The sequence below is a fragment of the Alcanivorax nanhaiticus genome (assembly GCF_000756665.1).
GTDB lineage: Bacteria > Pseudomonadota > Gammaproteobacteria > Pseudomonadales > Alcanivoracaceae > Alcanivorax > Alcanivorax nanhaiticus.
The window spans coordinates 170,737-183,962 of record NZ_ARXV01000006.1 but is presented as its reverse complement, the minus strand read 5'-3'; the positions used below and the strand labels follow the sequence as shown (position 1 = coordinate 183,962).

Genomic DNA, 13,226 nt, shown 5'->3' with positions numbered 1-13,226 from the left:
AGGTGGCAAATGCCCCGATACAAGAATCCCAGAAAAACCTGGCAATACTCCGCAGACTTCAAGGTAAAGGCCGTCGAACTGAGCTATCAGGATGGCATCCAGGTTCAACAAGTGGCGGTAGGCTTGGATATTCACCCGATGATGCTGTCGCGGTGGCGAAAGGAGTACCGGGAAGGCAAGATCAAACCTGATGGCCGCAAGCGTGTAGATGTGATGAAAAACAAGAAACTCCCCACTGCTGAGGAATTGAGAGAGCTCGATCAGCTCAGGCGGGATAATGCCCGTTTGCAGAAGGAGAACGATCTTTTAAAAAAGTGGCAACGGTATCTGGCGGATCGACATCAGAGCGATTTGGATTCATCCAGGAACACAGACGACAACTAGGCGTCAGGTACCTTTGTGCGTGGTTGGGAGTGTCGCGCAGCGGTTTCTATGCGTGGCGAAAGCGTGAGGAGTCCCGGCGGTCTCGAGAGGATGCTGCTCTTCTCGAGAAGGTACGCCGAATCCATGAAGATTGCCGTGGCGTCTATGGAAGTCCGAGAGTGCATCAGGCCTTGCGTAAGAAGGGTATTCGAGTCGGTAGAAAGCGGGTTGAACGGTTGATGCGAGAGGCGTCGTTGGTCGGCAGAGTGGCCAAAATCTACCGCAGGGTGCCGGGTGTGGAGCGGTTCTACCAGCGTCACAAGAATCTTCGCCTGAACACGCCTGCGCCGACGGGGGTCAATCAGCAGTGGGTGGCGGATCTCACCTATATCAAGGTTCGGCAGGAATGGCGCTATCTGGCAGTGGTGCTGGATGTGTATTCCCGGAAAGTCGTTGGCTGGTCGCTGGGGAGCAGGAAAACAGCTGAGCTTACGCTACAGGCCTTGCGTCATGCGCTACGTGTTAGGAAGCCTGCACCGGGTTTGATATTCCACACAGATAGAGGTGTGGAATATGGCGCGTACTTGATCCAGAACGAGCTGGGCCGTCATGGCATTCGACCGAGCATGAACCGGCCAAAGCAATGTACAGACAACGCACATATGGAATCCTTCTTTCATAGTATGAAGGCGGAAGTGATCCATGGTGTAGCGTTTAAAGATGAGAAAGAATTGAGAGCGGTGCTATGTGGCTACATCAACCAGTTTTATAACCAGAAACGGTTACACTCTGGTATTGGCTACATGGCTCCGACAGAATACGAGAGAATGGCAGCGTGAAATGAAGTGTGTCCATTTTATCGGGGGAAGATCACAAGCCGCTGAATGCGGCGTTAGGCGGAAGGAATGAACATCGAGAAATTTTCAGAATTCTTGAAGTCTATCGAAGGTTTAGCTTCAAATTATCCATCTATATATGAAGGAGATAGCCTAATTTCATTATCACTCTATTTTTGGAGCTGGGATGAAATTCTAGATGGATTAGAGAAAAGAGATGAATGGGAGATATCTGATAATCTCATCCCATTTTACGGTGACTGGCATGACTTATTCTGCTTAAACACAGATGATGGGAAAATTGTTTCTATAAATGATGACAGAGAGATTCACTTCCAATGGAATGATAGTGCCAATTTCATATCTAGCTTATCATCAAAAGAAATCGAATCACCAAAAAGTACAGGGATAGTAAGTGGCCAACTGGACTTTTAGTCTATTTAGCAGGCAGCGCCTAACAAGGGCCAGCAGCGGACTGTCAAAAGTGTCACTTAAATTGCTGGCGCAATTACGCGCCACTTTTGCCAGCCGCTGTGGCCGGCGTTATGTTTTGGAGGAGTTCTGAGAGCGTTGAAGGTTTATTTAGCTGCGACCATCGTGCTGGCTTTTCTCCTTTTGGCAGCGGCGTATTCTGTTTCTATCTTTCTTAATTGGAAAACGGTTGCCGTTTATGAGTCACCTAATAGTCGGCTTGCTCTATATCATATGCAGTCGACATCTGAAGTGGGTCATGCTCCCTATGGAGATAACTTTGTGCTGAGTCCTTCATGGATGCCAGGCGGTCGGTATCTTGGAGTTACCATTTTGGCTGCTTATTGTCGTGGTGGGTCTGGTGTTAAATGGAATCGTCACGAAAAAATTTATATAGGCTGTGTGAAGAGTGGGGAGCTGCCGGTCACCTATGTAAGAAGGTATAAGGGCATTGAGGTGTCGGTGAATGAATAAAGGACTTAGGAACATAACAATGCCATGCATGCGACAAGCGCATGATGGTGGGCGTTAGCTTTCAGTGAGAAACAATGAAATTTAGCAGGATTACTGAAGAACAAGCTTATGCAAGAGTCGTGGAGGCAAAAAAATGCTTCATGACAAAGGGATTCAATGTAAGGAAATTGCCAATCATCCCTCAGTAAAGGAGCTTGAATTAAATCTGCTTAATTGTACTACTTCTGGCTATGGTTTAACTGGAGAGGGCGAGTCTTCGGCTTTACTGGAGAGGGCGAGTCTTCGGCTTTATTTGTGTCCAGCGCTGACGAAGGTTATGAAGTGTACGATATCTTCGTCGATATATTGTCACCGGGTGACACTAACGTAAACGAAATTTCAAAGTCACTTGGTAGGCTTAATCCCGAACATAAGCAGTGTGATATACGCGATCCAATCTCAATGGCAATCCTTTATCATTTAGAATTGTTCGGAAAACTACCAGAAAGGTATAAAAGATTTTCGGTGCACAGCTAACAAGCGGCTGTAGTCTTGCCGATGACTTGATGGCTGCTGACTCACAGCGGATGTGAGGATCCCGCCGTAGGCGCTGGCTCAGATTTGTGACATAAGTTTGGAGTTCTGCTAATGATGGGGTCGCAGGACTGCGGATGGGCTGGTCACGAACTCTACGTCATGTTGTGAGATAACGACAGGTATTGCTGCCTGGGCTTCGAATGCAGTGATGAACCACAAAAAAGGGCCTCTCCAGTGGAGAGGCCCTTTTTGTTTGGCACGCCCGAGAGGATTCGAACCTCTGACCTTTGCCTCCGGAGGGCGCCGATTGTGGTCGGTTTGGAGTGAGGTCGATGGGTCTAAATCGTTGTTCGTGAGTAACTTGCAGGCCGGGCGGAAGCTCAAAAAAATTCTTTTAACACCGCTAGTTACACGATTTATCCCAGGTTTGGGCACACACTTGTCAGGTTAGAGATGGCTCTAACTGGACAGAATGACCGCTGCTCCAACTGCTTATTTTCCAGTTTCACAGTTTACTATGCGAACTCCAAGCTCAGAAAAAATGTCTGGTTTTAACTGTCCGAAATTGGACAGTTGTCGAGCGGGGTAGTCCGAGAGTCCGCCTGTAGAAAGCTATATGTTGCGCGAGAGTATCACCCATCGGCACTCGTTAACAGTCAAGGCTTGGCCGCGTCGATGGGAGGGAGCTAGAAAAGCGAGGGAAAGCGACTTAGTCTGCACATCCGATTGAGTGGCCGTTGTAACGGTATGACTCGACATAGGCCATGCTTGTTAACTCTTGTATCAACCGGAGAGACTGGATTTGAGCCGTCGCTGCGAATGTGCCTTCCTGCTGTTTTTCGTTATTAGTGGTTTCCCAACCAGCCTGAAGGCAGAAGTCGTGAACCTGTCCTGGGATAACGACCTGCTTACCGGAACCGATCGCGGCTATACAAACGGGGTACGCTTTTCGTATCTGACAGACACCGCTGACGAGAACGATGGAAAGTCGGCAAGATTTGCCCGGGTTCTGCGTGATGAGCTGCGCTTTCTGCCAGGTATTGGAACTGTCGATTCAAAGCAGGCGGTAAGCCTGAGTTTGCGGCAATTCATGGTCACACCTGAAGATATTACGGTTGAAGATCCGCAGTTCGACGACATTCCCTATGCCGGCCACCTGTCGCTCAGCGGCACACTATGGAGCTGGAACGCCGATACGATTACCGGCTTTGGTGCTCACATTGGTGTTATTGGGCCCGAAAGCGGTGCCGAGTCGGTTCAGAAATGGGTGCACAAAGCCACGGGAAGCGACAAGCCGCAAGGGTGGGGGAATCAGCTTGGAACCGATGTGGTGGGTGGCATACAGGCTGCGCATGGCCGAAAACTCCTGCAACTCGGGCAGGGCGGCAACATTGAACAGCGTGTGTCGGTGATCGGATCCGGACTACTGTCGAGTTTTCGAACCTCCGCTAAAACCGGGTTGGTCTGGCAGCTTGGCAGAAACCTTCCTATAAATTTTGTACCGGACTACGCTGGTACCTCCTCAACCATCGCTTTGCCGGGCTCGTTCAAGGATTCGGGCAGTAGCTGGTCCGTGTATGTGGGGCTGGGTGTGGAGTATGTAGGCTATTCCTACATCGACGACAATGCCGGGGCTTATCGTTTTGACGAAGGGCCGCTGATTGGTCAGCTTGGTCTGGGCGCTACCTGGCAGTGGGATCACCTGCTGGCCGCGGTCACATTGCGTGCCTCGACCAGCGAAGACGAGCGCCATAAAGACAACTTCAGCTTTGGAACACTGTCAGTTTCTTGGGCATTGTAGAAAGGTTGGTTTTGACCGTTGCTTACGGGATGTGGTGGCGCTTGTTCCTGCTGTTAAACATAAGCGAACATTTGCGTCAACCCACTTCAGCCCCAAAAACCAAACAAACGAACTGACTTCCATCCGAAGCCCGATTTTGCAACTCCGGGCGCACCTAATGCTGAGTCAGGGTCATAGGGTGAGCGAGAGAGGACTCGAAGGTTCGGAAAACCCTTTGTCAGGAGTGCCCTGGCGGGTCAAAGTTTCTCCCCCCGCCAACTTGGCTCAAAGCAGTCCGAAAACCGCCCGTAAATCCGGTTCCGCCGTCACTTCTGCTGTGGTTTGCAACGTTTTTTGAAGTTCTTTCAGATGCTGTCCATTTCTTCCCCCTGTGTTCCCTCAACTCTTCCCACTTCCAGCAGGTCCACCAGTTCGTGGCGTACTCCGCAATTGCAGCTGGCCAGCCACCGAATGCCGTACATGGCCAAAACGGATGAGGGGTGCGTGGTTGGGTGCGACACCACTATGGTCAGCGCGTCATTGCGCGCGTGGCTGATGGTGAGAATGGCCAAAGCGTGGACAGCTGTATCGACAAACTGAGGTCTTCACTTTGTTAGGCGGCCTGCTCTTCGTAGGCGCATTTAGTTTCGGCGCCTGCAACAAACACGTCCCGCCTGGACTTGATACTGACCAAGTGTTCTGGAGCCAGGCGCTGAAGCACCTTTCGGGTGCTGGTCCGACTCTTCAAGGCAATTGCGTATGCATCTACATGGGTGGATTCCTCTACTCGCCAATCGGCCTTTGTTTCGGATTCAGCATGATTATTCTGATTTTAAATTGCATACAAAAAATCAAGTATCCAAGCACAAGCGTGAATGCCCAAGCGTGGTGCGGGAATCTATTTGTGGGCTACAAAAGTGTGCATTAAAAGCGCTTTTCAGTGCGTTAGTCTCACGATATAAAGCCGCGGGCTCTTCATTAGTCATCGCCACTTATGGTTTCTGGCATGAGGTTTGCATTTTTGTATACAAGGTAAAAATTAATGGGATACATATTTGTTTTTCTGTTTAGAGAGGAGAAGTGAATTATGAAGTGGCCCTTCGGAACAACGTCCGGATTCGGAAAGCTGGTTGCGGCCGGCGCGCTCAGTGTCAGTATGGTGGTCCCTCAGTGGGCGGTCGCGAATGAGAGGGCCCGCACGCTGGTGGTTGCCAGCCCGTCAACACCCCAGAGTCTGGACAATGAATACGATGTCAGCCTGGGCACGATCGATGTGCTCGGCGCCATGTACGACTACCTAGTTGATTACGAAAAAATTGCTGATCCCAATGTACCGGGTGTCCGGCGCGAAGACACCGGGGTCTATGAAGACCGGGTTGGTGGCCTGGCCTTGGAAGGAAAGCTAGCAGAGAGTTGGAGCATATCGGAAGACGGCACCCGCGTCACCTTCAAGTTGCGCGAAGGTGTTAAGAGTCATTGGGGGAACGAGCTGTCTGCGCAAGACGTCAAATGGACCTGGGACCGTAAATTTGCGTTGGCTGCGCAGGGCAGCTTCTACACGTCCGTAATCGGTTTGGAAAGCCCGGACAGCGTGACGGTGGAAGGGCCCCTGACGGTTGCGTTCCAGCTCAAGAGTCAGAACCCGCTAGCGCTGAAAATCCATGCGATTCTCGGCAACCCGATTTACGACAGCACCAAACTTCAGGAAGTGGGGGGCAGTGACGACCCGTGGGGCACCGAGTTCCTGAAGAACAACAGTGCCGGTTTCGGCCCATACAAAGTCAGCCAGGTTGTTCGCGGTCAGCAGGCGGTCCTGGAAGCGCACGACGGATACTGGGGCGAAGCGCCTTACATCAAACGCGTGATCATTCGCGAGATTCCGAGTTCTGCCAGTCGTCTGTCACTGCTGAAAGGTGGCGCGGTGGACATTGCCCAGTTCCTGCAACCGCGGGAATACCTCTCCCTTCAGGACGAAAGCGGCATTACCGTCGATTCGGTGAATGCTTCTTACATGACCTGGATGATCCTCAACTCCGAGGTGCCGCCGCTGGACAACAAGCTGGTGCGTCAGGCCATCAACTACGCTATCCCCCGGGAAGAAATTCTCGAGGCGGTGTACTACGGCTACGCCACCAAGCAGACGGCGCCAGTGCCCAGCATATACGCTATGGCGGACAGCTCCTTCTTTGACTACGACTACGATCTTGAAGCGGCCAAAGAATTGTTGTCCGAAGCCGGCTTTGAGGACGGCTTTGAAACCACCATCTCCTTCAACGCAGGCAATCCCGTGCAGGAGCCGATTGCGACCATCATTCAATCATCGCTGCGCAAGGTGGGTATCGATGTAACGCTTGAGAAGCTGCCCGCGGGCGTCTTCTACGAGAACGTCACCAAACGTCAGAAGCCGATTATTTTCTACCAGGACGCCCCCTGGGCGCCGGATGTGGGCTATGGCTCTTACCTGTTCTTCCACAAGGACAGCTTTCCGAATTACAGCAACTACGTGAATGAAGACGTCTCCGGCATGATCGAAAGCGCGATGGCGACCATCGATGACGCTGAGCGTGAGCCCCTGCTGACTGAGGTTCAGAAGCAGATCATGAGCGACGCACCGTGGGCATTCATTGCCTATCCCAAGTACGTGCTGGCGCACAAGAGTGATCTGAAGGGCTTCACGTATTACTCGTCGAACAATCTGCGTTTCCAGGACTTTTACAGAGAGTGAGCTAGGTAGTTTTGATGAAAAACACAGGTGTCAGTATTCCGACCGTTAACCGGCGTGCAGCAGCGACTGGGTTCCTGGAGACGTTATTCGACGTATTCCGGGTTCGGCCTTCCTTCGCCGTTGGCTACGCCATTGTCTTTCTGAGTATCGCGGTTGCAATATTGGCACCCTGGCTGGCGCCATATGATCCGATACAGACCAATGGTTCTATGGCGCTCCGGCCGCCCAGTGCAGAGCACTGGTTCGGCACGGATGCGGTGGGTATGGATATCTTTTCCCGTACCCTGTACGCACCACGCGTGGACATTACCATCGCGTTGTTTGGAACAACCATCTCGGCCCTAATCGGTAGTCTGCTGGGCGCCTGGGTCGGCTATTTCTCCAACACCAGAAGCCTCAACTCCAAAATTGGGTTTGTGGTGATGCGCATCGCCGATGTGATGCAGTCCTTCCCGGTGTTCGTTTTTGCCATCGCCCTGGTGGCCAGCCTGGGGCAGAGCATGTCCAGCGTGGTGGCGGCGATTGCGTTTGTGAACACGCCCATCTACCTGCGCCTGATGCGCTCCCAAGTGGTGGTTATCCGGGAACGCCTGTTTGTCCAGGCCGCGATTGTTGCCGGTATTTCCGAGTTGAAGATCATTATCCGCCACATCCTGCCCAACGCCATGGGCCCGATTATGGCGCAGTTCAGCGTTAACATCGCCTGGTCCATTCTGCTTACCGCCGGTCTGAGCTTCATCGGTGCCGGTGTCCGTCCACCGACGCCGGAGTTGGGGAGCATGATTGCCGGTGGGTTCCAGAACATAGTCACCGGTCAGTGGTGGCCCTCGGTGATCCCTGGCAGCGTACTGGCGGTCATCGTGAGTGGATTCACGCTGGTGGGTGCCAGCATTGAGACCCTGACGAACAAGGACAAGATGAAGAAACTGTCCCTCGACATCGCCATGCACAAACGGGGGGAGAGGTAACGCTATGAGTAGTATCAGAAGTTTTCTGCTGAACCGTCTGGTGTTCGTGATCCCACAGCTTTTCGGCATCCTGATGATCGCGTTCTTCCTGGTGAAGACCATTCCCGGGGACCCGGCCGTGCTGATGCTGGGGCCAAACGCAACCGACGCGTCCGTGGCGGCGCTGCGCACCAAACTGGGCCTGGATCAATCCGTGGTTCAGCAGTTCTGGATCTTCGTCACCAACCTGGCCAAGGGCGATCTCGGGACTTCCTGGCAGACGACCCGCCCGGTGCTGGAAGACCTATTCCAGCGCTTCCCGGCGACCCTGGAGCTGGTCACCTTCGGGCTGTTGTCCGCGATTCTGATCGGCATCCCCATGGGGCTTGCCTCGGCGCTCAAACTAGGCATCTGGGGCAAGATTTCCAACACCTACGGCCTGATTGTGGGGGCCTTACCGGACTTCTGGCTCGGGCTGGTGATGATTTTTGTGTTCTACACCCTGTTGCAGTGGGCACCGGCGCCGTTTGGCCGCATCGACATGATCGTGATCCCGCCGGCTACGGTGACCGGCAGCATGGTGCTGGACAGCCTGATCGCCGGAAACTGGGAGGCGCTGGTGTCTGCACTGCAACACCTGCTGCTACCCGCGCTGACGCTGGGCATTGTGGCCTCCGGGCCTATTCAGCGAATGACCCAGTCGATGGTCGAGAGCACGCTGGATGCCGGTTTCAGCCGCTATCAGGTGATCTCGGGGCTGCCCACCCAGATGGTGGTCAAGAACGCTCTCAAAAACGCGCTGCCCTCCATCATCACCATCATCAGCGTGCTGTACGGCTACCTGCTCGGCGGGGCCGTGCTCGTCGAGACGGTCTTCAGCTGGGGCGGTGCAGGCCAATACGCGGTGCAGGGTGTTCTGAACTCCGACGTTTTCCCCGTCCTTGGGTTTGTGCTGTTCGCGTCGATTTTTTCCTTGCTCGTCTATTTCATCGTGGACGTTCTCTATTTTCTGATTGATCCCAGGGCAGGCAGTTAACATGAGCGTGGCAGTGAAAATAAGTGAAAGTGCATTGACGGCCTCCGAGAGCCCGTCTCGGGACCAGGATAAGCCAGTTGTGAGTGTCCGTAGCCTGTCGGTGGAGTTTCCCAGACTATCTGGCGCGCCAACGGTGGCGGTTCGCGACCTTGATCTGGACATTCGTCCTCAGGAAGTTGTCGGGCTGGTCGGGGAGTCCGGTGCCGGCAAAACCACGCTGGCGCGCTCCCTGCTGGGGCTTCCCCCCTCGCCGGGCCACATCACAGCCGGACGCTTTGTCTTTGACGACAAAGACATCTTCGGGCTGTCCGCCGAGGGCATCCGCCAGGTGCGAGGGCGTGATATCTCCATGGTCGTGTCCAACCCGAGGGATGAACTGAACCCCTTGAAACCAGTGGGGGAACAAATTGCCACGGTGGCGCGGGTCCACCTCGGGCTGAGTCGCCGGGAGGCGCGGCAGCGGGCGTTCGATATTCTGAAGGCGGTCCAGATTCCGGACCCGGAACGACGGATGAAAGCCCTGCCGCACGAGCTGAGTGGGGGTATGGCTCAACGTATTGTTATTGCCATTGCGCTGGTGTGTTCGCCGCGCTTCATTGTGTCTGACGACGCCACCTCCGGGCTCGACGTGACCGTACAGGCACAGATTCTCCAACTGCTCAAAGAGCTTATTCTGAAACGGGACAGCTCACTTCTTTTCATCACGCGGGATATTGGGGTTGCCGCGCATTTCTGTGATCGCACCGCCATCATGTTCAAGGGCGAAATCATGGAAATTGGCGGTCGGGATAGCCTGTTCCTGACGCCCCGGCACCCTTACACCATTGGATTGATGTCGGCCTTCTGCCACAACGACCGGCTCCGGCAGGTGTGGTCTACCCAGAACGAACAGATTGAGGTACCGGCCGGGCACGGCGGGTGCCCCTATGCCGACCGCTGTCCGAACGCCAGTCAGACCTGCCTGGACCAGCGGCCGGAACTGAAACAGGTGGCCGAGGGCCATTACGTACGATGCCACTACGAGGTTGCACGATGACCGAGCTGCTCTCTGTCGCCAATATCAAGAAAAGTTTTGCCGTGGCCGGAACGCGTAAGCGGGTCCGCGCGGTCAATGACGTGAGCTTTACCATCGCACCAGGCGAGACGCTAGGCCTGGTGGGAGAAAGCGGGTCCGGTAAGAGTACGGTTGGCCGCTGCATCATGGGGCTGACCGAGATCGACGAAGGCCAGATCGTTATCGATGGCGATCTCAGCACGGGGCGCAAGGACGGCGGGCGTCAGGCCCGCGCCAAGTCCCAGATCGTGTTCCAGGAACCGGGCGAATCCCTGAACCCGCGCCTGAGCATTTTCCGGTGCATTGAAGAGCCCCTGTTACCGGTCAATCGGGATCGCCAGCTGCGCGCCGCTCGGGTGCGGGCGATTGCTGAAGAAGTGGGGCTGAGCGATGAGCTTTTGCGGGCATCGCCCGGCGATCTCAGTGCCGGGCTGTTACAGCGGGTGGCCATTGCACGGGCCATGGTGACCAACCCGAAACTGCTGGTGCTGGATGAGCCAACCTCGGCGCTGGACCCGTCCGCCCGTGCCGAAATTATCTCACTGTTGAACCGGCTCCAGGCGGAGCACAAAACGGCGTATCTCTTCATATCGCACGATCTGAACACCATCCGATTCATCAGTGACCGTGTGGCCGTGATGTACCTCGGTCAGATTGTGGAACAGGGGGATGCGGCCAACTTGTTCTCAACGCCGCGCCACCCCTATACCTCCGGTCTTCTGTCCGCCGTGTTGCTGCCCAATCCTCAGTTCGTCCAGCCTGCGCCGATCCGTCTGGAGGGGGAGATCCCCAGCCCGATTGATCTGCCCCAGGGCTGCTTCCTGGCTTCCCGTTGCCCGCTGGCTGACGACGGGTGCCGGCAAAAGCCGGTGGCCATGGAAATGCCGGAGCGCCGGCACGAAGTGCGCTGCATACACCACCAGAAGGTGGCGGACATGTACCTGAACGAGGCGAATTCTGACGTATACGCTGAGTTTCAGAACGTGTCCGAACAGATTCTCAGTGTCGGGCTTCCTGAGAGGGCTAGTGCCCGTCAGACAGTCTGAACGTGTTTTTTGATCCAGCTAACGGAACAGGTGTTTTATGAGTGATCATGGTAAATGGGTCAGCCGGGGCAAAGGCATCCGCTTCCGCGTCGGCCTGAGTGACAACGTCCCCGTTATCGACTTTTCCCGGGTGCTGTCCGGCGACCTGGCGGAGCGCAAGGCGCTGGCGAAGGAGATCCGTGAGGCGGCGACCAATGTCGGGTTTTTCTACCTGAGCAACCACGGCATTTCCGAGACAATCATCGATAACGCGAAGGCGGCCATGGCGGCCTTCTTCGATCTGCCACATGACGAAAAAATGAAGATTCACTACAAGAACTCCCCGATTCACCGAGGGTACGTCGGTGCCGGGAACATTAAATCGGACCGCGAGAAGCGCGGAACGGACATGCACGAGGCGATCGAGTTGGCGGAAGACCTGCCTGACACTGATCCGGATTACCTGCGTGGCTCCAAATTTCACGGGCCCAACATCTGGCCCGAGAAACCGCCGGAGTTCCGAGATGCGCTGGCGACCTACTTTGAGGCTCAGCTAGAGCTAGGCCGTCGCATGCTCAGTGCGTTTGCACTGGCACTGGATCTGGATGAGGATTTTTTTGAGCCCCTATATACCCGACCGATGTCGCGCCTGAGAGCCTGCTTCTATCCGCCCCAGGATCCTGACTGGGACATCAAGCAGTTGGGTATTGGCGCCCACAAGGATTTCGAGATATTTACCACCGTCTGGGCCGATCAGCCCGGTCTTCAGGTTCTGGCTACGCATGGCGACTGGATAGACATCCAGCCTAAAGCGGGCACGTTCGTCATCAACATCGGTGACCTGATGCAGCGTTGGACAAACGACATTTTCCTTTCACGTCCTCACAGGGTAATAAACCTGAACACGGAAAAACGTTACTCGCTAGCACAGTTTTTTGGGGTCGATTACGATGTGGAGTTTGATGCATTTCCTACCATCAAGGCGGCGGAACAGCGCGCCAAGTACCCATCGATTTCCTGTGGTGCACACATTGAGGAGCGAGTGGGAAAGGCCTACTACAGCGAGACCTGATAGACCCTCTTCATTCGTTTATGTGCACAAACGACGTATACAATGGTGGACGAGATTGGTTCATTAACCATGGGAGAGCAGAATGAGCGGTAGTCGGCAGATTGGGAAAACTGCCCGAAATGGCAGGGACCAGGCGTCAGACACCAGGTTCGGCAAAACGGCAGGTAACAGGCTGGATGCTATCTATCGGTCGATATCCGAAGCCATCATCCAACACCGTTTGAGGCCTGGTGCGCGCCTACGAGAGGATGCGCTCGCAGAGGTTTTTGGGGTCAGCCGTACCGGAATTCGGAAGGTTCTCCAGCGTCTTGCCCTTGAGCAATTGATCACCCTGACACCACGGCGAGGAGCCAGCGTGACGCGGCCGTCGGCAGATGAAGCCAGAGAGGTGTTCGAGGCCCGCCTTGTGGTGGAGTGTGCTTTAATGGAGGCAGCGGCGACTCGCATCACTGAAGCCGACATTAGTGAGCTGCGAGACATGGTCAAAAGGGAGCATGAAGCGCTCCGTAACCGTGAGCAACGAATCGCCATAAAGCTCTCCGCATCCTTTCATGCCCGTTTGGCCGACATTTCGGGGAATCGAACTCTGGCGGGCTTTGTGAACCAGCTGGCCTCACGCTCCTCTCTGATTCTCGCCGTGTATGGCAACGCCGGCAATCTGGGTTGTGAATCACACGACCATAAAAACCTGATTGACCTCCTGGCCGCTGGCGATGGGGCTAAGGCAGGCGATTTTATGGCGCGGCACCTGAAGTCGATTGAAGCGTCGTTGTCTATCTTCGAGGAACCCGAGGAAACCCCGGATTTGAGGGAGCTCTTTGCGGTTGATGCCTTAAGCTCAAACTAGAGCTCCGCGTTGTACATGCAGTGTCTTGTCCATGCCATTGCTGGCTTGGATGTCTGTGCCACCGATGAGTCTTGTGGGGG

The 13,226-nt window shown here is 54.6% G+C and carries 11 protein-coding genes; all 11 read left to right on the top strand.

The window, feature by feature from the left end; all coding sequences use genetic code 11:
• Positions 1–9 precede the first annotated feature (9 nt).
• The 11 genes from Y5S_RS19465 to Y5S_RS09385 all read left to right on the top strand — a co-directional run bounded on the left by Y5S_RS19465 (position 10) and on the right by Y5S_RS09385 (position 13,146).
• A protein-coding gene (locus Y5S_RS19465; protein WP_156107690.1) for an IS3 family transposase occupies positions 10–1,202 on the top strand; the annotation gives its coding sequence in 2 pieces (ribosomal slippage) (positions 10–298 and positions 298–1,202; 1,194 coding nt in all).
• Positions 1,203–1,268: 66 nt separating this feature from the next.
• Complete coding sequence (locus Y5S_RS09430; RefSeq protein ID WP_035232454.1) at positions 1,269–1,634, top strand: SMI1/KNR4 family protein; 366 nt, start codon at positions 1,269–1,271, stop codon at positions 1,632–1,634.
• Positions 1,635–1,769: 135 nt separating this feature from the next.
• Complete coding sequence (locus Y5S_RS19690) at positions 1,770–2,144, top strand: hypothetical protein (protein WP_156107688.1); 375 nt, start codon at positions 1,770–1,772, stop codon at positions 2,142–2,144.
• Positions 2,145–3,438: 1,294 nt separating this feature from the next.
• On the top strand, positions 3,439–4,461 hold the full coding sequence (locus tag Y5S_RS09425; protein ID WP_197055123.1) for a lipid A deacylase LpxR family protein: 1,023 nt from the start codon (positions 3,439–3,441) through the stop codon (positions 4,459–4,461).
• A 1,066-nt stretch (positions 4,462–5,527) separates the two neighbouring features.
• Positions 5,528–7,165 carry an ABC transporter substrate-binding protein gene (locus Y5S_RS09415; RefSeq protein WP_035232452.1) on the top strand — a complete coding sequence of 546 codons (1,638 nt, stop codon included), beginning with the start codon at positions 5,528–5,530 and terminating at the stop codon, positions 7,163–7,165.
• Between the two features lie 14 nt (positions 7,166–7,179).
• Entirely contained in the window at positions 7,180–8,133 is a 954-nt protein-coding gene (locus Y5S_RS09410; RefSeq protein WP_052041500.1) for an ABC transporter permease, read from the top strand.
• Positions 8,134–8,137: 4 nt separating this feature from the next.
• Positions 8,138–9,148, top strand: coding sequence for an ABC transporter permease (locus tag Y5S_RS09405; RefSeq protein WP_052041499.1), 1,011 nt, complete (start codon positions 8,138–8,140; stop codon positions 9,146–9,148).
• Between the two features lie 79 nt (positions 9,149–9,227).
• Positions 9,228–10,184: an ABC transporter ATP-binding protein gene (locus tag Y5S_RS09400; RefSeq protein WP_035232598.1), complete on the top strand. Its 957-nt coding sequence runs from the start codon at positions 9,228–9,230 to the stop codon at positions 10,182–10,184.
• Complete coding sequence (locus Y5S_RS09395; protein WP_052041497.1) at positions 10,181–11,248, top strand: oligopeptide/dipeptide ABC transporter ATP-binding protein; 1,068 nt, start codon at positions 10,181–10,183, stop codon at positions 11,246–11,248. The genes Y5S_RS09400 and Y5S_RS09395 overlap by 4 nt, the downstream gene beginning before the upstream one ends.
• A gap of 37 nt (positions 11,249–11,285) precedes the next feature.
• Entirely contained in the window at positions 11,286–12,299 is a 1,014-nt protein-coding gene (locus tag Y5S_RS09390) for an isopenicillin N synthase family dioxygenase (protein WP_052041496.1), read from the top strand.
• 82 nt (positions 12,300–12,381) lie between these two features.
• The gene (locus Y5S_RS09385) at positions 12,382–13,146 is read left to right on the top strand and encodes a GntR family transcriptional regulator (RefSeq protein ID WP_035232451.1); all 765 of its coding nucleotides are present in this window, start codon (positions 12,382–12,384) and stop codon (positions 13,144–13,146) included.
• The last annotated feature ends 80 nt before the right edge of the window (positions 13,147–13,226 follow it).